This window comes from Streptomyces sp. NPDC050211, assembly GCF_040656035.1.
Taxonomy (GTDB): Bacteria; Actinomycetota; Actinomycetes; order Streptomycetales; family Streptomycetaceae; genus Streptomyces.
Map to the genome: position 1 here is coordinate 1 of NZ_JBFALC010000038.1, position 19,976 is coordinate 19,976.

Annotated in this window: 18 protein-coding genes and 3 pseudogenes; 11 read left to right on the forward strand and 10 right to left on the reverse strand. The window is 67.4% G+C overall.

The features are described from left to right. The 3 genes and pseudogenes from AB0I98_RS30795 to AB0I98_RS30805 form a co-directional block, all read left to right on the forward strand. The coding region (locus AB0I98_RS30795; protein WP_362947733.1) for a transposase family protein at window positions 1–225 on the forward strand (225 nt) is incomplete at its 5' end. A gap of 464 nt (window positions 226–689) precedes the next feature. Then, on the forward strand, window positions 690–2,015 hold the full coding sequence (locus AB0I98_RS30800; RefSeq protein WP_362947734.1) for an alpha/beta hydrolase: 1,326 nt from the start codon (window positions 690–692) through the stop codon (window positions 2,013–2,015). 580 nt (window positions 2,016–2,595) lie between these two features. After that, window positions 2,596–3,102, forward strand: a pseudogene (locus AB0I98_RS30805) (sensor histidine kinase); the annotation flags it as partial. A gap of 100 nt (window positions 3,103–3,202) precedes the next feature. Here the strand turns inward: AB0I98_RS30805 and AB0I98_RS30810 are convergent. The 8 genes and pseudogenes from AB0I98_RS30810 to AB0I98_RS30845 form a co-directional block, all read right to left on the reverse strand. Further along, on the reverse strand, window positions 3,203–3,616 hold the full coding sequence (locus AB0I98_RS30810; RefSeq protein WP_362947735.1) for a VOC family protein: 414 nt from the start codon (window positions 3,614–3,616) through the stop codon (window positions 3,203–3,205). Next, window positions 3,613–4,197 carry a dihydrofolate reductase family protein gene (locus AB0I98_RS30815; protein ID WP_362947737.1) on the reverse strand — a complete coding sequence of 195 codons (585 nt, stop codon included), beginning with the start codon at window positions 4,195–4,197 and terminating at the stop codon, window positions 3,613–3,615. The genes AB0I98_RS30810 and AB0I98_RS30815 overlap by 4 nt, the downstream gene beginning before the upstream one ends. Window positions 4,198–4,372: 175 nt before the next feature. After that, the gene (locus AB0I98_RS30820) at window positions 4,373–5,626 is read right to left on the reverse strand and encodes an IS256 family transposase (protein WP_362947739.1); all 1,254 of its coding nucleotides are present in this window, start codon (window positions 5,624–5,626) and stop codon (window positions 4,373–4,375) included. Between the two features lie 1,133 nt (window positions 5,627–6,759). Further along, window positions 6,760–6,972 (reverse strand): annotated as a pseudogene (locus AB0I98_RS30825) (class I SAM-dependent methyltransferase); the annotation flags it as partial. A gap of 122 nt (window positions 6,973–7,094) precedes the next feature. Then, on the reverse strand, window positions 7,095–8,252 hold the full coding sequence (locus AB0I98_RS30830) for an FAD-dependent oxidoreductase (RefSeq protein WP_362947741.1): 1,158 nt from the start codon (window positions 8,250–8,252) through the stop codon (window positions 7,095–7,097). A 521-nt stretch (window positions 8,253–8,773) separates the two neighbouring features. Further along, window positions 8,774–10,081, reverse strand: coding sequence for an ISL3 family transposase (locus tag AB0I98_RS30835; protein ID WP_362947743.1), 1,308 nt, complete (start codon window positions 10,079–10,081; stop codon window positions 8,774–8,776). A 103-nt stretch (window positions 10,082–10,184) separates the two neighbouring features. Continuing rightward, complete coding sequence (locus tag AB0I98_RS30840) at window positions 10,185–10,586, reverse strand: DUF6283 family protein (protein ID WP_362947745.1); 402 nt, start codon at window positions 10,584–10,586, stop codon at window positions 10,185–10,187. 427 nt (window positions 10,587–11,013) lie between these two features. Then, window positions 11,014–11,406 (reverse strand): helix-turn-helix domain-containing protein, encoded by a 393-nt coding sequence (locus AB0I98_RS30845; protein ID WP_362947747.1) that lies wholly within the window; start codon window positions 11,404–11,406, stop codon window positions 11,014–11,016. A gap of 106 nt (window positions 11,407–11,512) precedes the next feature. Here AB0I98_RS30845 and AB0I98_RS30850 point away from each other — a divergent pair, with 106 nt between their 5' ends. Continuing rightward, on the forward strand, window positions 11,513–12,346 hold the full coding sequence (locus tag AB0I98_RS30850; protein WP_362947748.1) for an enoyl-CoA hydratase/isomerase family protein: 834 nt from the start codon (window positions 11,513–11,515) through the stop codon (window positions 12,344–12,346). A gap of 185 nt (window positions 12,347–12,531) precedes the next feature. Next, window positions 12,532–12,732, forward strand: coding sequence for a hypothetical protein (locus AB0I98_RS30855; protein WP_362947750.1), 201 nt, complete (start codon window positions 12,532–12,534; stop codon window positions 12,730–12,732). A 317-nt stretch (window positions 12,733–13,049) separates the two neighbouring features. On the opposite strand, the pseudogene AB0I98_RS30860 reads toward AB0I98_RS30855, so the two are convergent. Beyond that, window positions 13,050–13,163: pseudogene (locus AB0I98_RS30860) on the reverse strand (helix-turn-helix domain-containing protein); the annotation flags it as partial. Between the two features lie 1,109 nt (window positions 13,164–14,272). Between AB0I98_RS30860 and AB0I98_RS30865 the strand changes: the two are divergent. Genes AB0I98_RS30865 through AB0I98_RS30875 form a run of 3 tightly spaced genes read left to right on the forward strand, consistent with a single transcriptional unit; the run spans window position 14,273 to window position 16,484 of the window. Next, window positions 14,273–15,337 (forward strand): aromatic ring-hydroxylating dioxygenase subunit alpha, encoded by a 1,065-nt coding sequence (locus AB0I98_RS30865; RefSeq protein ID WP_362947752.1) that lies wholly within the window; start codon window positions 14,273–14,275, stop codon window positions 15,335–15,337. Further along, window positions 15,334–15,549, forward strand: coding sequence for a hypothetical protein (locus AB0I98_RS30870; protein WP_362947753.1), 216 nt, complete (start codon window positions 15,334–15,336; stop codon window positions 15,547–15,549). Before AB0I98_RS30865 ends, AB0I98_RS30870 begins: the two co-directional genes overlap by 4 nt. Next, window positions 15,546–16,484 (forward strand): PDR/VanB family oxidoreductase, encoded by a 939-nt coding sequence (locus AB0I98_RS30875; RefSeq protein ID WP_362947754.1) that lies wholly within the window; start codon window positions 15,546–15,548, stop codon window positions 16,482–16,484. Before AB0I98_RS30870 ends, AB0I98_RS30875 begins: the two co-directional genes overlap by 4 nt. On the opposite strand, the gene AB0I98_RS30880 is transcribed toward AB0I98_RS30875, so the two are convergent. Beyond that, complete coding sequence (locus AB0I98_RS30880; protein WP_362947755.1) at window positions 16,435–17,250, reverse strand: IclR family transcriptional regulator C-terminal domain-containing protein; 816 nt, start codon at window positions 17,248–17,250, stop codon at window positions 16,435–16,437. The two genes, AB0I98_RS30875 and AB0I98_RS30880, sit on opposite strands and share 50 nt — an antisense overlap. Before the next feature lie 191 nt (window positions 17,251–17,441). Between AB0I98_RS30880 and AB0I98_RS30885 the strand changes: the two genes are divergently transcribed. From AB0I98_RS30885 to AB0I98_RS30895, 3 genes are read left to right on the forward strand one after another with little or no spacing between them, the layout of a single operon-like run. Then, a complete protein-coding gene (locus AB0I98_RS30885; RefSeq protein WP_362947756.1) occupies window positions 17,442–18,416 on the forward strand; it encodes an ABC transporter substrate-binding protein in 975 nt (324 codons plus the stop codon). Next, window positions 18,413–19,186 (forward strand): ABC transporter permease subunit, encoded by a 774-nt coding sequence (locus AB0I98_RS30890; protein WP_362947758.1) that lies wholly within the window; start codon window positions 18,413–18,415, stop codon window positions 19,184–19,186. Before AB0I98_RS30885 ends, AB0I98_RS30890 begins: the two co-directional genes overlap by 4 nt. Continuing rightward, complete coding sequence (locus AB0I98_RS30895) at window positions 19,183–19,962, forward strand: ABC transporter permease subunit (protein ID WP_362947759.1); 780 nt, start codon at window positions 19,183–19,185, stop codon at window positions 19,960–19,962. The genes AB0I98_RS30890 and AB0I98_RS30895 overlap by 4 nt, the downstream gene beginning before the upstream one ends. The last annotated feature ends 14 nt before the right edge of the window (window positions 19,963–19,976 follow it).

Below are 19,976 nucleotides of genomic sequence, written 5' to 3' on the forward strand. Positions count from 1 at the left end.
ATGGGAGCCGGCCCCTGGGTGACGACACCCATCAGACGCCTGCCGCGCCGTGACCTCACGCCGACCCAGCAAACCGTCAACCGTGCGCTGTCCGCGGCACGGGCTCCAGTCGAGCGCGGCGTCGCACGCTTGAAGTCCTGGCGCATCTTCCGCCGATCCCGGTGCAGCCCGAATCGAATGTCGTCAATCTCCGCGGCTGTCCTCACTCTGGAGCGGCAACGCTGAAAGACCTCAGTCTTTCGCAGTGGGACATCTTTCACCGGACTGGGATGGTGCCGGGGACACGACGGACTTCCGCCTCGGATGCCTTGCGTTCGCCCGGTGCCCGTCGGTCAGGACATAGGCCTGCCAGCGGTGCTCCTCAAGACTGCCGTGGCTCCGTGGATACCCGCTACCGGAACAGACCCTGAAGCAACTCGGAGGCGACCATTTCTCTGTCGGCATCACCAGAAGACTCACCGGGCAGGCACGGGCTTCCAACTGCTGGCACAGACCCTGCAGGGGAGCCCTGCCAGCATCGTCGTGTCCACCGGAGCAGGCGCCGGCCACACAGGAAGACACTGGCTCTCGTCATCGCCGCCACCACGGTCGCGGTGACAGCGGTGGTGTGCGCGTCCACGGCGACGCCGGACGCATCGGCCGCGGAGCCGGCTTCCCTGGAGTGGGGTCCATGTCCAAAAGAAGCTGCTATGCCGCGTGTGGAGTGCGCGACGCTCGAGGTCCCGCTGGACTATCGCAAGCCCGACGGTCGCCAGATCGAAATCGCAGTCTCCAGGCTGGCCAGCCAAGTGCCTTCCAAACGTCGAGGCGTACTACTGACCAATCCCGGCGGCCCCGGCGCGGGAGGGCTCAGCTATCCAGGCATCCTCGCGGCCTTCGGGTTGCCCACTCAGGTGCTGGACTCCTACGACGTGATCGGCTTCGATCCTCGGGGCGCGGGTCGTAGCACACCGGTGAGCTGTGATCTGACGCAGCAGCAGCAGGAGCGGGGTGCCTTTCCGGCATACGCCCATACCGCCGCCGACGTCACCCGGGAGGCGAAGTACGCGCGCACCATCGCCCGGCAGTGCGCTACGTCAGACAGCGCGTGGATGCTGCCGCACACCACGACCGCGAACACCGCGCGGGATATGGACCGCATCCGGGCGGCTCTGGGCGAGAGCAAGATCTCCTACCTGGGTGCCTCATACGGAACCTCGCTTGGTGCGGTCTACGGGACTCTCTTCCCGGGGCGGGGCGACCGAATCGTGCTCGACAGCAACCTGGGGCCTGGTGGCTATGACGTGACCGCTTTCCGGCTGGTAGGCCGCGGAATGGAAGAGCGCTTCCCGGAATTTGCGGAGTTCGTGGCCGCGCATCCCGAATACGGACTGGGCGCCACTCGCAGGCAGGTGACCGCCAAGTTCTTCGAACTCGCCAAGCGACTGGATGAACGACCGGTCAGCGGCATCAACGGGACATCGTTCCGCGGGAGGACGTTGGATCACCTCTACTCCGACGCGCTCATGCCGGCGTGGGCGAAGACCTGGCAAGCACTCGACCAGGGCAAGCCGGTGTCGTCCCCGCCGCCGCCGAACGCGGCGAACTCCATGGCAGCCCGTCTCTATGTGCTTTGCGCGGACAGGCGCTGGCCGACAAAGGTGAGCGAGTACCAGCGTGACGTCGCAGTGGACCGCCTGCTGTATCCGAAGCTGGGTGGGTCTACTGCCAACATCGGACCCTGTGCCTTCTGGCCGGACAAGGACTTTGAGCCGCCGGTGGAGGTTGGACGCCGGGGACCTTCGAACTTCCTCCTCGTGCAGAACGAGCGTGACCCTGGGACACCGCTGGCCGGCGCCAGGAAGCTGCGCGGAGCACTGGGCAAGCGGGCCACGATGGTGACCGTTGACCAGGGCGGCCACGGCGTCTACCCGTCCGGCGGCAACAAGTGCGCGAGCGACCTGGTCACAACATTCCTGACTACCGGGCAACGCCCCGCATACGACCAGGCATGTGCGGCTGAGCCGGGCAAGTAGCGAACGTGCCCGAGTGACGTAGCTGTTGCGCCGCCGCGGAGCAGGCCTCCCGTTCGGAGGTACCGCGACGGCGCGCCGTTCGGCTCGCCCCGCTGATCATTCGGATGCCGGAGCATCCCGTCGACGACCCGGTCGTTGGTCTGGCCGCGCTGAGCCTGTGCCGCAGCTGTCGGTGGCGATGACCACTTCGATTCCCAAGCCAAGCCGGCCGGCCCGGGCAGTCCCGGTAACGAGGCAGGTGGACCATGCAGATTGCCAGGCGAGGTAACGCAACTCCGGCCCACTTCATGTCCCGGCAGGGGCCGCTGGACAGCGGGCCTGTAAAACCAGTGATCTGGCATTCACGCTCACTGGAGACCCTCTCCGAAGGCTGCAGGGATCTCATCGTCACCATGATTACCCCTTCCGCGGGGACTGCCTACCGGGTTGCCCCTGGCCCGACTCATGGAAGACACGTTCTCGCGAGAATGGCCAAGTTGTGAACGACGACAACGCGCAACCGCTCGGATTGTGGCAGCAGACCTGGCGGCTGGCGGCGGCCGCGGCAGTGGGCGCAATCATCTGGCTCATTACCGGTGTAATGCTGGAGCGAGTGTCAGAAGCCGGAACGGGTTCCTGGTTTTTCATCGGTGATCCGCTGGTGGCTCTCGGCTGCTTGACAGCGCTTCTGTGGCGGCGCAGGTATCCCTTCATCGTGGCCACGACTGTCGTGATCGCCTCAACCGTGTCGGCTCTCGCCACAGGGGCCGCGTTGATGGCACTCGGCTCGGTTTCCACTCGTCGGCGTTCGGTGGAGACTGGCGCGGTGGTGCTGGCCTACTTGGTCGCGTCACAGTTCGCCAGTGGGCTGTACTCGGTCCGGAGCACACCCGGCTCGTTCTGGTTGCAGCTCGCCATGTTGGTACTGACCGCGGGTATTGTCGTCGCCGCCGGCACGGCCCTTGGCTCGCGGCGGGCGGAAGTACTGTCCCTGCGGGACCGGGCGGAGAGCGCGGAACGGGAGCAGACCGCGCGAGCCGCGCAGACGCGGGCCGTGGAACGCAACCGAATCGCCCGCGAGATGCACGACGTGCTTGCGCACCGGATCGAGTAATCGTCAAGACCTGTGGATGGGGTGGGATGTCGCCTCGCGTTGCGCCGCGGTCGCACCGAGGGGGAGCTTCGTCACGCCACAGACCGTGGCCGCCTCAGGCGAAGTCTGCTGCGGTGATGCCGTCGGGATGTCCGGACGGCCACTCCACCAACTCGATCCGGTAACCATCCGGGTCCGTGAGCCACGACGTCTTCGGGCCGTGAGGCCCGCCCGGGTACTGGAGGGGTTCGGGCCCCAGGCCGGCTTCGGTCAGCGTCTCCAGAGTGGTGGCGAGCGTGTCCACCTGGATCGCGAGGTGGTCGAAACCGCTGCCCACGTCGACTGGTCCGTCGCCGGGGCGGTGGACCAGTTCGAGCGAGGCCGCCGGTTCGTCGGGGAACTTGAGGATCACGAGGTGAGCCCCGTCGCCGCCCTCGACCCTGCCCAGTTCGACGTAGCCCAAGGCGGTGTAGAAACCGAGCGAGCGGTCCAGGTCGGTGACGCGGTAGGAGACGAAGAGCGTCTTCACGCGGCCTCCTCGGGGCGATGCACCCGGTAGCGGAGATGCGTGACGTCTCGATCCTCGAGTCGTCGGACAAGGTCGAGTTCGATGTGATCGCTACCCAGGTGGTCGAACAGCCGTCGGCCGTCCCCGAGGAGGACCGGAACCAGGTGGATCTCCATCTCGTCCAGCTGCCCGGCTCGCAGAAGTGCTTGGGCCGCCCCCGCCCCATGGACCATGACCGGCCGGTCCCCTGCGGCTGCGCGAGCCTGACGGGCGCAGTCCTCGACATCGGTGACGAAACGCGCGTGGCCGGGTGGCACGTCCCCGTCATCCACCTGGTGGGTGAGGACGAAGATCGGCACGCCGTCGTGGTGGTCGCCCTGCCAGCGCCCGGCGAGTTCGAAGGTCCGACGGCCGGAGATCACCGCGCCGGTCGCCAGCGCTTCGCGGTAGACCTCGCCGCTCGGACCGTCGGACTCCCGGTCGTCGAGCCAGTTGAAGAGCCGTCCACCGTCACGTCCGAGCTCCTGCCCTGGCCGATCGTCCGGGCCGGCGATATAGCCGTCGAGCGACATCGACATATACAGCCGAATCGGATTGTTCATCCTGGCCTCCATCTCTCCTCCATGACACCGGGATCCGGCGTCTCCTGATCCGCCGACGGGGCGGGAATGCCACAAGGAAGACTTCAGGCAACCGGCAAACTCATCGGCCCGACGCGCCGACCCTGCTGCCGGGCTGAGGGGCAGGAGCCATGACCCGTGGATCAGTTGCGGTCGTTCAGGCCACGTGGCTCTCGGAGCGTTCGACGAGGCGGCCGCGCTCGAAGCGGGCTCCGGCACGGACCAGGGCGACGAGGTGGGGTGCGTTCACGGCCCGCCACCGCTGCTGGGCGGACTCGACGAGCTTGAAGACCATGGCCAGGGCGGCGGCCGCGCTGCCAGCGCCCCGGGTGACCTTGGTCCGCAGCCGGACGGTGGCGAAAGTCGACTCAATCGGGTTCGTGGTGCGCAAGTGGATCCAGTGCTCAGCGGGGAAGTCGTAGAAGGCCAGCAGCTCGTCCACGTCGTCGGTGATCTTCTTGACGGCCTTGGGGAACTTCGCGCCATAGGTCTTGGCGAACGCGGCCACGGCCCTTTGTGCGTGGTCGCGGTCCTCGGCGTTGTATATCTCCTGCAGGGCCTTCTTCGCGCCGGGCTGGGCGGACTTCGGCAGGGCGTTCGCAACATTGGCGATCTTATGAACCCAGCACCTTTGATGGCGGGTTTCGGGGAACACCTCAGCCAGGGCCTTCCAGAAGCCGAGTGCGCCGTCGCCGACCGCAAGGACGGGAGCGCGCATGCCGCGGCGGGCGCAGTCGCGCAGGAGATCCGCCCATGAGTCGGCGGATTCGCGGTAGCCGTCGCTCATGGCGATCAGCTCCTTGGTGCCGTCGGCGCGTACGCCCATCAGGACCAGTACGCACGACTTCGCCTCGCGCAGGCGGATGCGCAGGTGGATGCCGTCGGCCCAGACGTAGACGTAGTCACTGCCGGACAGGCCGCGCTCGCCGAACGCGGCGTAGTCGGCCTGCCACTGCTGGGTGAGGCGGGTGACCGTGGCCGCCGACAGGCCGGCTGTGGAGCCGAGAAACTGCTCCAGGGCGGGCACGAAGTCGCCAGAGGACAGGCCGTGCAGGTAGAGAAGCGGCAGCACCTCGCTGATCTTCGGGGACTTGCGGCACCAGGGCGGCAGGATCGCCGAGGAGAACCGCTTGCGCTCGCCGTCCACCTCGTCGACGCGTTTGTCGTTCACCCTCGGTGCCTTCACCTCGACCACCCCGGCCGCGGTGGTGACCTTCCGCGGCTCGTGGTACCCGTTGCGGACCACGAGCCGACGCCCGTTCTCGTCACGCTGTTCAGCCAACTCGGCTATGTAGGCGTTGACTTCGGCCTCCAGGGCCGCGGCCAGCATCCGCCGTGCACCCTCGCGGACGATGTCGTCGATCAGGAAGCCGGTCTCGGTCGATCCATCGGCATTCACTACGCTCAGCACGGGCGTGCCTTCCCGGCCGACGGCGCAACGCCAGCCTGCTCGATGACCAGAAGTCGATCACTCGGCAAGGTACGCCCTTCGCGTCCAACCCGAGGCCGATCCACAAGTCATGAGCATTGCTCGCCCGCAGCGCGCTATGGCGACCTCCGCCTGGCCTCTGACGCGGCCAGATCTGGGCACTCCTATCCGACCTGTTGGGTGCTGGCAGAGAATCTACGTCGTTGTGATTCGGCTTGTACGCGCATGTGACATCGGTACGCCTCTTCTAGGCCAGGGTCGGGGGCATCAGGAGAAGCGCTATGTACGCCGTCAACACCGTTCCGACTGCAGTCGCACAACTCACCGGCGAGCGGCTGCAAGCTACCCGGCTTCGTACGATCGCCCTGGAAAGCTGGGAGAAGCTCATCCCAGCGGCAGAGTCGAACCAGGCGTTCCTCGAATCCCTGTTGCTGGGCGCGCTGGGTGGCCGCGCCGACCAGAGGCACCCTTTCGGTGTGCTCGCGGCGGCCCCCGCGTCGGGGCAGCTTGAGCTCTACCTGGAAGACGATTCCTGCGCCGAGCTCTTGCTGGAGCTACTGCCCTACCGTGACCGGCGCCGTACTTGGCGGAGTGTGCGCGGGCTAGGCGTGCACCCCGAGCGACGCAGTCTTCATTTCACCCTGCCTCCGTATCGTTCGCATGCCTACGCCTCTCCCGTCCAGCGGTCCCTGGTGATTGTGCGCGCGCTGCGGGAGAACAGGCTGTCGCTTCTGCTGGAGCGTGACCGGCAGCGGCTGGAAAACGCAGGATGCCAGCCTCAAGGAACGGGGAAGCCCTCCAGGCTGTCTCCCGCGACGCGAACCGCTGTCTCGCAATGTGCTCGAACAGCACGCCGCTGCATGCCAGTTGGCCAGTTCCCTATTGCACCCACCCGAGTATGGGACGCTTTGTCCGGACACGTAGGGGTCACAGCGTCCCCTTCGCTCACCGACCACGGCTTGGACTGGATCATCGAGCGCACCGTAGCGGCCGACGCGCCCTTTCATGACGACCGCCTCCTGGCGGTATTCACCGACCGCGTAGCCGGACCGGGCCTGCACCTCCTCAGCCACGAATGCTCTGCAGCGGTCTGCACCGCGCAATGGGTGTCCGACAAACTGCTCCGCCGGCCAGTTATAGGCGGGCGTCACCTTGTGGTCGAAGCGGACCGGCTCCGGTCCCTCGGTTCCGAAGGACACCAGGAGCAGGCCCCCTGGTGCCAGGACACGCACCTGCTCGGCGAGCAGCGCGGGCAATTCTCCACGTGGGGTATGGATCATCGAGTAGTGGGACAGCAGTCCGCCAAGCGCGCCGTCCTCGACCGGCAGGGGGTCTGTCCCTCACCTCAACGCCAATCATGAGTTCAAGCTCAGTAAAAGCGCACTTCACAGAGCCCCGCGCAAACCCACGCATGAGAGGACAGACCCCACCGACCGTCAGGTCAGAGAACCTATTGCTTCACGGAGTCCGCTACCTGCGAAGAAGCCGGGCGAATCCCGCCGTAAACGAACGGGCCCTCCAGATAACGCTCCAAGGCGAAATAGGGTCGACGAGGTATGCGGACGCGGCGGCCGGCGTAGGAGAAGATCTCAAGACCGTCCTGCAGGGGCCCGAGAACGGCCCCTTGTGCGTGCCCCCGGATCTGCAAGTCACGGGCGGGTTTTCCACGCAGTGCGGCCACGACGTTGCGCGCGACCAATGCGGGGCCTCCGTTGCGGGCCGAACCACGCAGGGAATCGCTGGCTGCTACGTCGCCCACGGCCCAGATGCGGTCGTGATCGGGCGTTCGCAGGTCTGCGCCCACGCGGACGTATCCGTGCGGGTCGAGCAGGTCCTCGGGCAGCCATGCGGTGTTCGGGCGGGCCCGGCCGACTGCCCAAAGGACGAGTCCTGCCTCGGCGGGGGGCTGGCCGGTGACGAAGGTAACGGGCCCCGCCGCCGGTGACAGATCGGCCGGCAGCTCTGCACGGTGACCTGGGTACAGATGAACGCGGAGCCGTTCGAGCCGCGCCCTCACCGCGTTCCAGACGTCGGGATGATGGCTGGTGAGGGCACGATCTCCGGGGAAATACAGGTCGATCCGTGCGGCGGGAAACGCCTCGGCGAGCTGCGCGGCGCTGCCCACCGCTGTCGCACCCCCACCGACGATGGCGATGGAATCAGCGGCGGCGAACCGGGCGTGCATGTCGCGCAGCCCCTTGTCGATCTCATTCTGGTCCTGTAGCTCGGGCTGACGCCAGAACCCATTACTCACGCCTGTGGCGAGCACAAGCGCGTCGTACGGTTCGCGTGTCGTAGTGCCGTCAGCCGACCTCACAGTAACCGTACGGGCATCCGTATCGAGGCCGGTCAGCGAGCCATGCACCAAGCGCGCCCGGTCCAGGACCCGAAAGCGGTCGTAAGAGATGTTGAACCGGGTCACCCACTCTTCGGGCCGGGCCAGCCGCCACCCCAGACTCTGCCCACTGACCAGGCCCGGCTTGCTGGAGACACCCACCACGTCGACGAGACGTCGATGGCGGACCAGATTGATGGCGGCCAAAAGTCCGGCATCGCCCATCCCCGCGACTACAACGCGGGCGCGCGACGCCTGATCTAAGCGCAACATAGCCGAAGACTAGCAAGCCATGGATCATGCCCCTCGATCAGGGACGGGACGCCAACCCTCGGCACCAAGCGCCGCCGCTCGGCCCCGATCTGTGAAGATCAATGCTCGTGAAGGCAGCCTGAAACTGGCCCACTTGGCCCCCACGCTGGTCACTGATGGAGCCGATTCAGGCCGTCCCGGTCCGAGCTTCACAAACTGGGGCCTGCTGGAGGCGCCGCGGTGGAGCCGGAAGAAGGTCCTGGCGCGCATGCCGTGAACGGTGATCATGGAGTTCTGGTGTGTGCCCCGGTCGTGGGTGAGCGTCGGGTCGCGGCGATGAGCAGGACGCGTTTCCTCAGGAGTGGGAGTCCAGCCCGGTTGAACATCTGCCGCTTGATCATCTTCAGATCACTGATCCGGCCCTCGACGACGCCCGAGCTCCAATTGCCCGCGAAGCCGGCGGTGACAGCGTCGAGGTCGGTGGCCAGCCCCTTGGCGAAGCTGGCAAGGCCCGGCAGTCCACTCCCGCCGACCTCGTCGATTCAGCTGGGCAGATCGCTTGCCCGACGGGTCTGGAGCATCTGACCGAGGGACCGGATGTGTGCGTGGGCCGCAGCCAGTTCGGGACATGCGGTGAGCGTGAACTTGAGGAATCGGCTGTCTTCCTCTCGCAGGGTGTCCGGGTGTCGGGTGAGCCAGCCGGTCACCTGGCGGACGGTCGGCGGCCTCGGTGGTGGCTGGGCGGGAGCCTCGCGGGGCGGGAGTGTGCGGCTGATCCAGTCGCGCAGCGTGGTGTAACTGACCGTGAAACCCCGCTCGTGCAGCTCGTGTTGAAGGTCCTTGATCCGCGCGTCGCCGGTCTGCCACCGCTGCTGCAGGTAGTCGGCGTAGAGGTCGAGCTCGCTGCCACGCTGCGGCCGCAGTGTGACCTGGTCCTGCCAGCGCGCGGCGCGAGCGTACCGCTGCACCGTATGCCGTCCCGAGCCCAGCTGGCGGGCGATGGCCCGGATCCCCATCCCCGTGCCGAGGAGATCGTGGACCTGATGCCAGCGGACGCAGGCAAGTTCCGCAGTGCGCTGATGTGAGGCGGGGAACTCCTCCTCGGCGTCGCCGATGTCGGCCTGCTGTGGCCCGACCTCTGAGGCCATCGGGGGCAGACAACGACGGTGAGCGGCCACACATCGTTCGGCCGCCTTGCCGAGGTTGTTCCAGATGTGCCACTTGTCCGCTACCTGTATCGCATGTGGGGCGGCGGTGCGAGCGGCCTCGGAGTAGGAACCGGACCGGTCCCTGCAGATGATCTCCACGCCGGGATGCGCGGTCAGCCAGCGGGCCAGTGGGCCGCGGTCACGGCCGTCCAGTATCTCGATCGGGGCGTGAGTTTCTGCGTCGACCAGCAGCGTTCCATAGACCTGGTCCTTGCGGGTGGCGAAGTCGTCGACGCCCAGGACCCGCGGAGTGACGGCGGGCGGGTCGGGCAAGGCCATCACGAGTCGCAACAGCAAGGACCGATCCGCCGGGGCGGACATCAGCCCGGCGAGTCTGCTGCCGGACCGTCCCGCGAGCGCCACCCCGACCGCCTCCAGCAGATTACGCAGCAGCGGCGTCCGCCGTCCGTAGAAGAAGGTCAGCCCTTCGACCTGCTCGGCGAAGGTCACCTTGCCGCACTCGGGGCTGTCGCAGAACAGACGCCGCACCGACAACTCGATCAGCACTCTGCGGCCACCGACCGGAGCATCCGCGAGCCGGCGCTCGTACCGGCTGTGCGCCCGATCCGACGGAGCGCCGCACCTTGGGACAGATCGCTTCGTGCCCGTCACGCGTGCGCGAAGCAACGCACAACACAGCACCCTTCAGCGTCACTTGTTCCACCACAACCGCTTCGAGGTGCGGAAACAGCCTCTTGAGCAGGTCCTCACACGGCAGGCAGCATGCCCGCAGAGTGACGGTGCGTCACCGGCGCGCAGAAGCGTGCTGCCGCAGCTGTCCGGTACGCGCTTCGAGGAGTGCCTCCAAACTGGCGTACAGGCGCGGCCAGTTGGCCCGTGGCGTCACCGCGTGGCCGGGCAGAGCCTCGAACGCGATCGCTAGTCGAATCGCCAGGTGATTTTCACCCACCGTGGCAAGCCAGCCGGCACACCAGCGGAACGGATGGGCCGTGTCCGGCTGGTCGAGGTGGCAACCTACGACAGGAGCATCGAGTGGCGTCTCCGCACCTGGTCCGCCGTTGGCTCGCCGCAGCATGTCCATGTCCTGCTCGGAGAAGGCCGTGAGATCGGCGTCCGTCCGCCACGGGCAGCGGGCACAGGACCGCTCACGGTACTCATGCTCGACGCCCGGCTGAAAGCGGTACACCGCAGCGGCACGATCCTCCCCGCCAGTGTCCCCTCGGCTGGCCTCCTGCACCGACGCTTCCCTCCCCGACCTGCTCACCCTTGGTATCCGAGTATCTCAGGCAGGCCGTGCTCGTGGTGCAGAGACCACCAATGATCACCGTTCACGGAATGCGCGCCAGGACCTTCCTCCGGCTCCGCCGAGGCGGCTCCAGCGGGCCCCAGTTTGTTCTGCCGGGGGCGTCGTAGTGCGGCGCCCAGCAACGTCAACAACGTCCGGCTGAAGCTCAAGCGGCTGGTCGAGCGCGGGATCCTGGTCGAGACTGGGCAGGGGTTGTTCACCCAGCTGGCGCCGCCAGGCGACGTCGCGGCCGGCCCGCACACTCCTCCGGAATGCGCGAAACGGACATCAAGTCACGCACCGCCCTCCGAGATGCCATCGCAGGCGGTTAAGCGTCAGCCCTGGTGTCGTACGCCCGCTGGCAGTTCTGGATCTCTCCGCTGTGCTCGACGGTCCAGTCGTAGAGCCGGCCGAACGGCTCGCGCAGGGACTCGCCCAGGGGTGTGAGCGAGTACTCGACGCCGACCGGTGAGGTCGGCAGCACCGTGCGCTGAATCATGCCGTTGCGCTCGAGACGGCGCAGTGTCTGGGTGAGGACACGTTGCGTGATGCCCTCCAGGCCTCGCTTCAGTTCATTGAACCGGGTGGGCCGCTCCAGCAGCGCCATCACCATCATCGACCACTTGTCCGCTATCTGGTCGAGGATCGGTCGGCTGGGGCAGTCCGCCCGGAAAACCGTTCGCGTTTCGGTGTCAAAGCCGTGCAGATCAGTGTCCTTCATGATCCTAGGTGCTCCCAAAGTGCGTTCTTGACCATCTGGGTGCCGTCACCGACGGTAGGTATGCATTGCAAACCTACATGCCCAGCGGTAACCAACGGAGAACCTCATGACGAACGATGCCTACTCGACCCTGCGAGTGAGCAGCGAACACGGCGTCGCCCGGATCGTCCTCGACAATCCCCCGGTGAACGCGCTCGGAACGACGATGATGCGTGAGCTGCGGACGGTGCTGACGGGCCTCACAGACGATCCTTCCGTCCGCGTGATCGTCTTCTCGAGCGCCGACCCGGAATTCTTCATCGCTCACGTGGACATGCACGTCGGCGAGGAGATGGACGTACTCCAGGAACTCGCCGCATCCGCGCCGGCGGACGTCAACGTGTTCCAGGCGGTAGGCGAGCTCCTCCGCCATCAACCCCAGGTGACCATCGTGAAGCTCGCCGGGAAGGCCCGCGGAGGCGGGGCGGAATTCGTGGCCGCAGCGGACATGACGTTCGCCGCCGTCGAGACCGCCGGACTGGGTCAGATCGAAGCGCTGATGGGCATCATCCCCGGCGGAGGCGGAACGCAGTACCTCCGGGACCGCGTGGGTCGCAACCGCGCACTGGAGGTGATCCTCACCGCCGACTTGTTCGATGCCGAGACCGCAGCGTCCTACGGCTGGATCAACCGGGCCCTGCCGGCCGACGAGCTCGACGAGTACGTCGACCGTGTCGCCCGTAACATCGCCGCGCTGCCCGACGGTGTCATCGAAGCAGCCAAGCACTCGCTGCCCGCCGATGACTTCAAGGAAGGACTCCTGCGTGAGAACCATGCCTGGGCTTCTACGTTCAGCCAGCCGGCCGCTCAGCATCTGATCAGCAAGGGCCTGCAGGAGGGGGCACAGACACCGGCTGGCGAACGCGACCTCGAGGGACTGATGCGCAGCGTCGCCCGCTGATTGCCGGACGGGCACATGACACATCGCTGAGCGGCCTCACAGCCGTCCTGTTCGTCCATCAAGCCATTGAGCCTCCGGTTCGGGTTCGGAGACACACACCAATCTTGTTCTTTAAGGTCTGGCCTACTTCAAAGGTTGGCCGTATCGGATCTCGTCCCCGAAGGCTCGTTCGGCACAATGATCGTGTGACGAACAACGAGGACGTCGGAGTACCGTCCAACAGCACAGGGCTTGTTGTAGGCATGCTGATCGGCATCACAGTCGGGCTCGTGCTCGGGCTGGCTGTCTTCGACAACATGGCGATCGGCCTGGTGCTCGGCAGTGGCGCAGGCGGGGCCCTCGGTGTCACTTTCCCAGCGGCGCGGCGCTCGCAGCGCCAGTCTTAATGACCGCTACGAGGCTGTCTGGCTCGGAGTGCTGTGCTTGAGCTGTCCAGCACAACTGGGTACCTGGCTGTCGGCAGCGTCGCCTGACGTTGCCGTAGATCGGCTCGCCTTTTCCTCGAACGACGCCCTCGAACATGATCGTTCGTCCGAGGACTCCCCGAACGTGAACACGGCCTTCGTCTGATCCTGTGCTCCGACCAAAGAGGCACTTGCCCAGCACGAAGGCCGTGGGGGGATGAGTCTGCTGCACTATGATCCCCAGCGGTCACGGGCGCGGCGTACGGATGCCCAACGCTGGGCCTGAATGGGTGGTACTTACCGGTGCGCGGGTCACGGTTACGGCGCACCTCCCGGCTAATCGTGGCTGGGTCTCGGGCGAGTTCCCGGGCAATGGTGCGCAGGGAGTTCCCGGCGCGGAGCAGGGCGGCGATTGACGATCCGCGCGTTCTCCGACAAGAACCGCTCGGAGACCGCGTCGGACTCCCGTACCTCGGTGATTGGCAGGTGGACGCGCACGTTGCCGGCCCGGTCGACGACCTTCCTTCCGTACCTCCAGCGGTTCCCGGTCTTGCGGTTGATTCCCACCTCGCGGCACGCGGCCGAGTTGCTCACCCCCTGCGCCATGAGGCGAAGGTATTGATCACGCTTGTCCGCCAACGGCGCAGGTCCGGGCTTCTTCGGCTTCCGACGCGGCTTGGTCATCGCAACAACCCCGAGGGGCAGGTGTCGCAACCACCTCTAGAACCCAAGACGCCTCAGGGGGGCTGCTGACGCCCGCCCTGGCCGGGCGAATCCACGACCATTTCCCACGGCCACACAACGAACCACCTGTGCCGTCGCAAGCGATCTCCCGGACCGGCCGCCCCCATTTGATGCCGGACCGAGCGCGGAAGGCCGCCAAATGGCAACCGCAGACCGCCTCGCGCGACAGGGGGTCATACCTGGAGTTGCAGGCTTCACCTTCAAGACTCTCGCCAGGACCGAGGCTGCGGATCAGCAGGCGTCGGCGTGATGACCATCCGAGCAGCCCACGGAGGGCGTGCCCCCTGTCCCACTGGGAGACGAAGGGTCTGCTCGTGCTCATCCTCCAGGACCCCAGCCCAAACAGTCGCTCGCGCGGCTCCCACCGCACGACCCCTCAAACCTACCCCAACCTGCAATTACACCCGACGACGACGGGAAGAACGGCAAATTCGACCCGGATTCGACCCCACGGGCTCTCAGCACGGACATGATCAAGCCTGATCTGCGGCGATGCGATTTCTGCCGGTGTACCAACAGTTTGTGGCATCAAAATCGCCACAGAACCCTAATAACGGTCACGTGAACGCAATTCTTGAACACCACGATGACGCAGCCCATCAGCACGGCCACTCATCGAGACTGCGACTCGGCCGACTATCGGCTCTGTTCCTGCATCCCTACCGCGGCTCTGACCAGGCGCTTTATTCGAGAGCTTCCGCGAGGCGGAAGAGGCATTGCGACCCTATGACGCTCTCGTCGACGATGCCACCACCCATCAGAGACGGGAGTCGCCCCCATGCCGCACACGACCAGTTTCGCCAGGAACCAGTGGTACGTCGCCGCCTACAGCCACGAGGTCGGGCGGGAGCTGCTCGGCCGGAGCATTCTCGGTGAGCCGCTCGTGTTCTACCGCACCGAGGGCGACGGAACGCCCGTAGCGCTGCACGACCGGTGTGTGCACCGCCGGTACCCGCTGTCGGAGAGCGGGCTCGACGGCGACCGGATCGTCTGCGGCTACCACGGCTTCACGTACGACACGACGGGCGCGTGCGTGTACGTGCCGGGGCAGAAACGCATCCCGCGCACGGCCCGGGTCGCCTCCTACCCGGTGGTCGAGCAGGACTCGCTGATCTGGGTGTGGATCGGCGACCCGGCGCACGCGGACCCGCAGACCATTCCGCGCGCCCGGCACCTCGACGCCCCCGGCTGGACCACCGTCCGCGGGATGGAGCCCATCGACGCCGACTACGGACTGCTCGTCGACAACCTCCTCGACCTCTCCCACGAGACGTATCTGCACGGCGGCTACATCGGCACCCCCGAGGTCGCCGAAACCCCGATCACCACCGAGGTCGACGAGGGCGCGGGGATCGTCCGGGTCAGCCGGCACATGGACGACGCCGAGTGCCCGCCGTTCTACGCCAAGTCCACCGGCATCGAGGGCCGCATCACCCGCTGGCAGGACATCGAGTACCACGCCCCCTGCCTGTATCTGCTGCACAGCCGGATCGCCCCGGTCGGCGTGGTGCCGGAGGCCGACGGCAGCGACCCGAACGGCTTCCACACCGAGATCACGTACGCCATCACGCCATCCTCGGACGGCAAGGTGTACGACTTCTGGATGGTCTCCCGGGACTGGGCGACGGACGACGACGAGGTCACCGAGTTCCTGCGCGGCAACAACCACACCGTCGTCATGCAGGACGTCGACGCCCTCAACCTGCTCCAGAAGACGCTCGGGACGGAGCGGACGGGGTACCAGGAGCTGAGCATCAACATCGACACCGGCGGCCTGGCCGCCCGCCGTATCCTCGCCCGTCTGGTGGAGGAGGGCGACAAGCCGATGGAGAGGGTCCAGTGACGAGCCCCACGGGCGAGATCTACCGCATCGACTGGCTGCCGGGCACCGACCTCCTGCACGGCACCTGTCACTGCGGCGCCGAGCACACCGCCCAGGATCCGATCGAGATGTGGGAGTGGATGCTGGGCCATCCCGAAGGACACCACCCCGCAGGACGCCAGCCCGAAGGACACCACCCCGAAGGACACCAGCCGCGAGGAAGCGACTCATGACCGTGTACGAAGCCGAACTCGTCGTCGACCGCACGGAGTCCGCGGCCGACGGCGTGCTCGCCCTCACCCTGCGCCATCCCCTGGGCGAGGAGCTCCCGGCCTGGGAGCCGGGGGCGCACATCGACGTCGTACTGGGCCCGGAGCTGGAGCGGCAGTACTCGCTGTGCGGGGACCCGGCGGACCGCTCGGTGTGGCGCGTCGCGGTGCTGCGGGAGCCGGACGGGCGGGGCGGATCGGCGTACGTGCACGGGCAGTTGGGGCCGGGCGACAAGGTGCGCGTACGCGGGCCCCGCAACCACTTCGCCCTCGCCTCGGCGCCCCGCTACCACTTCATCGCGGGCGGCATCGGCATCACGCCGATCCTGCCGATGCTGGCGGCGGCGGAAGCCGCGGGCGCCGAGTGGACGCTGCTCTACGGCGGACGGAGCCGCCGGTCCATGGCGTTCACCGAGGAGTTGCGGCGGTACGGCGACCGCGTCACCGTCGCCCCCCAGGACGAGGCCGGTCTCCTGGACCTCGCCTCGGTCCTCGACGACCTCCCCGAGGGCACCCTCGTCTACTGCTGCGGTCCCGGGCCGCTGCTGGACGCGGTGGAGGAGCGCTGCCCGGCCGGAGTGCTGCACGTCGAGCGGTTCAGCCCGAAGGAACAGCAACGGACCGGGGACGACGAGGAGTTCGAGGTCGTTCTGCAGCAGAGCGGGCGCACCCTTACCGTCCCGCCGGACGTCTCCGTGCTCGACACCGTGCGCGCCGCGGGTGTCGAGGTGCTCTTCTCCTGCACCGAGGGCACCTGCGGCACCTGCGAGACCGACGTCATCGAGGGCACCCCGGACCACCGCGACTCGGTCCTCACGGACGAGGAGCGCGAGGCCGGGGAGACCATGCTCATCTGTGTGTCCCGGTGCCAGGGGAAGCGGCTCGTGCTGGACCTGTGATCCGTACGTCCGCCTCGATCCGGGCGACCGTCGCGAGCAGGTGGGGCAGCAGATCGCGGCGTACGGACTCGACGGAGTTGCGGCCGGCGTGCACGGCGATGTTGACGCCGGCCACCACCTCGCCGTCCCGGTCACGCACCGGGGCGGCCACCGATCGCAGCCCCTCCTCCAGTTCCTGGTCGACGAGGGCATGCCCCTGACGCCGTACCCGGCGCAGTTCCGCGCGCAGGGCGTCCGCCGTGACGACGGTGCGGGTGGTGTGGGGGCGCAGGTCGGCGCGGGCGAGGCGGATCTCGATCTCCTCGTCCGGCAGATGAGCGAGGATGACCCGGCCCACGGAGGTGACGTGCGCCGGGAAGCGGGTGCCGACCGTGATGGACGCGGTCATGATGCGGCTGGTGGGGACCCTGGCGACGTACACGATGTCGTCGCCGTCGAGGACGCACAGCGAGGACGACTCCCTTACCTGCGCGACGAGTTGCTCCAGATGCGGTTCGGCGATCTGCGGCAGGGTGAAGCTGGAGAGGTAGGAGTAGCCGAGCTCCAGCACGCGCGGGGTGAGGCGGAAGCGCCGGCCGTCGGTCTGGACGTAACCGAGATCGGCGAGGGTGAGCAGGAAGCGGCGGGCGGCTGCGCGGGTCAGTCCGCAGGCGCGGGCGACATCGCTGAGTGTGAGAGCCGGGTGCTCGGCGTCGAAGGCGCGGATGACGGCGAGACCCCGCTCGAAGGACCGGACGAAGTGCGGTGCGCGGGGTGCAGCGGGCATCGTGGCCTCCGGGCGGACGCATGAACGTGCGCTGTGCGCACGCTAAGAGCGCGCATCTCGCAATGTCAACGACCTGTGATGGCCCGGGCATTGACCGTGCCTCGGGACGGGCTTTACGTTCCCACACAGCACACCCGTGCAGTCTGCGCACAACCTCTCGGAGCACCAGGACCGGTCCCACAGGGGGAGTCATGCGTCGTCGTCTGTTCATCGGCCTCACGGCCCTATCCGTTCTGGCCGCTGCGACGGGGTGCGGCTCGTCCGACGACGGTGGCGCGTCGGATGCGAACGCCTCGTCCGGCGGCACCACCACGGTCAAGGTGGGGATCATCCCGATTGTCGATGTCGCGCCCCTCTATCTGGGCCAGAAGAAGGGGTTCTTCAGTGAACGCGGCCTGAAACTGGAGCTGACGCCCGCGCAGGGCGGCGCCGCGATCGTGCCGGGTGTGGTCAGCGGCCAGTTTCAGTTCGGCTTCTCGAATGTGACCTCGCTGATGGTCGCCCAGTCCAACAACGTGCCCATCAAGGCCGTGGTGAACGGCATCGCCTCGACCGGCGTGAAGGGCAAGGACTTCAACGGCCTGATGGTGAAGAAGGGCAGTTCCATCACCTCGCCGAAGCAGTTGGAGGGCAAGAAGGTCGCCATCAACACCCTGAAGAACATCAACGAGACCGTGGTGCGCCAGTCGGTGCGCGCGGCGGGCGGCGACCCCGACAAGGTGCAGCTCGTCGAGCTCGCCTTCGACCAGATGCCCGCGGCCCTCGACAAGGGACAGATCGACGCCGCGTGCGTGGTCGAGCCGGCGACCGCCACGATCAGGAGCCAGGGCGGCGTGGAGATCGCCTCTCCCCTGGTCGACATCGCCCCGGACCTCACCGTCGCCATGTACTTCACCTCGCAGCAGTACGAGCAGCAGAACCCGGACGTGGTGAAGAAGTTCCGCGAGGCCACCGCCCAGTCCCTGGCCTACGCCGACTCCCACCCCGACGAGGCCCGCGCGATCATCACGACCTACACGAAGATCCCGGCGAACGTCCTGGAGCAGGTGACCCTGCCCAAGTGGCCGGCCGAGGCCAACCGCGCCTCCATCGAAGCCCTGATGAAGCTGGGTGAGGAGGACGGCCTCTTCAAGAAGACGCCGGACCTGGACGCGCTGCTGCCGTGAGGGGCGTGAACGCCGCACTCGGTGCGGCCGGGCTCGCGGCCTTCCTCGCCCTGGGTGAGGCGGTGCCGCGGCTCGGTCTGGTCAAGGACGACTACTTCCCGCCGACCAGCCGGATCGCCGACGCGCTCGGCGGCGAACTCACCGACGGCGCCTTCTGGTCGGCGCTCGGCGACACCCTCACCGGCTGGGCGCTGGGCCTCGCGATCGCGGCCTGCGCGGGGATCGTCGTCGGCGTGATCATCTCCGTGGTCCCCTATCTGCGCGAGGCGACGGCCTCCACGATCGAGTTCCTGCGCCCGATCCCCTCGGTCGCCCTGATCCCCCTCGCCGTCCTCCTCTACGGCACCGAACTCCGCTCGGTCCTGCTCCTGGTCGTGTACGCCTCCTTCTGGCAGGTACTGATCCAGACCCTGTACGGCGTCCAGGACCTGGACCCGGTCGCCGACGAGACGGCACGGTCGTACGGCCTGGGCACCTGGGCGCGGATCCGGCATGTGCTGTGGCCGACCGCGCTGCCGTATGTCATGACCGGCGTGCGCCTCGCCGCGGCCGTCGCACTGATCCTCGCCGTGACCGCCGAACTCGTCATCGGCGCACCCGGGTTGGGCGCACGGATCGCCGTGGCGCAGACCTCGCAGGCCGTGCCCGACATGTACGCGCTGGTCGTCGTCACCGGCCTGCTGGGGCTGCTGATCAACGTGGGTGCGCGGTCGGTGGAGCGGCGGGCGCTGGCCTGGCACCAGTCGGTGCGCGGGGAGGTGGCGGTGTGAGGCGGCTGCTGCTGCGGGTGTTCTTCGTGCTCGCGCTGCCCGCGCTGCTGGTGGCGGGCTGGTGGGTGGCGTCCGACGGCAGCACGGACGTGTACTGGCCGCCGCTGCGCACGATCCTCACCACCTTCCCCGACGTCTGGACCGCCGACCGGCTCCAGGACGACGTCCTGCCCAGCGTGCTGCGGCTGACCGGCGGCTACGCGCTCGCGGCGGTCGTCGGCGTGGCGCTCGGCACGGTCATCGGCTCCTACCGACGCGTGCGCGCGGTCTGCGAACCGGTCCTGGAGTTCCTGCGAGCGGTGCCGCCGCCTGTCCTCGTACCGGTCATCATGCTGTTCGCGGGCATCGGCGACACCATGAAGGTCACCGTGATCGCCAGTGGTTGTGTATGGCCGATCCTGCTCAACACGGTCGAGGGCGTGCGTGCGGTCGACTCCGTGATGGCGGAGACGGCACGCAGTTACGGCATCACAGGCACCGCGCGGCTGCGCAACGTCGTTCTCCGCTCGGCGAGCCCGCAGATCTTCGCGGGGCTGCGCCAGGCGCTGTCCATCGGCATCATCCTCATGGTCATCAGCGAGATGTTCGCGGCCAGCAACGGCCTCGGCTTCACCATCGTCCAGTTCCAGCGCGGGTTCGCCATCCCCGACATGTGGACCGGCATCCTCCTGCTCGGCCTGCTCGGCTTCCTCCTCTCCGTCGTCTTCCAGCTGGTCGAGCGCCGCGTGCTCGGCTGGTACCACGGCCTGCGCGCCTCGACCAGGCGGTCGCCGTGAACCTCGCGAAAGGG

Coding starts and splice junctions, on each gene's coding strand:
- AB0I98_RS30815 (WP_362947737.1), bottom strand. CDS start 4,197: ATGAACAATCCGATTCGGCTGTATATGTCGATGTCGCTCGACGGCTAT.
- AB0I98_RS30880 (WP_362947755.1), bottom strand. CDS start 17,250: ATGCCCGCTGCACCCCGCGCACCGCACTTCGTCCGGTCCTTCGAGCGG.
- AB0I98_RS30885 (WP_362947756.1), top strand. CDS start 17,442: ATGCGTCGTCGTCTGTTCATCGGCCTCACGGCCCTATCCGTTCTGGCC.
- AB0I98_RS30830 (WP_362947741.1), bottom strand. CDS start 8,252: ATGTTGCGCTTAGATCAGGCGTCGCGCGCCCGCGTTGTAGTCGCGGGG.
- AB0I98_RS30865 (WP_362947752.1), top strand. CDS start 14,273: ATGCCGCACACGACCAGTTTCGCCAGGAACCAGTGGTACGTCGCCGCC.
- AB0I98_RS30845 (WP_362947747.1), bottom strand. CDS start 11,406: ATGAAGGACACTGATCTGCACGGCTTTGACACCGAAACGCGAACGGTT.
- AB0I98_RS30875 (WP_362947754.1), top strand. CDS start 15,546: ATGACCGTGTACGAAGCCGAACTCGTCGTCGACCGCACGGAGTCCGCG.
- AB0I98_RS30850 (WP_362947748.1), top strand. CDS start 11,513: ATGACGAACGATGCCTACTCGACCCTGCGAGTGAGCAGCGAACACGGC.
- AB0I98_RS30800 (WP_362947734.1), top strand. CDS start 690: ATGCCGCGTGTGGAGTGCGCGACGCTCGAGGTCCCGCTGGACTATCGC.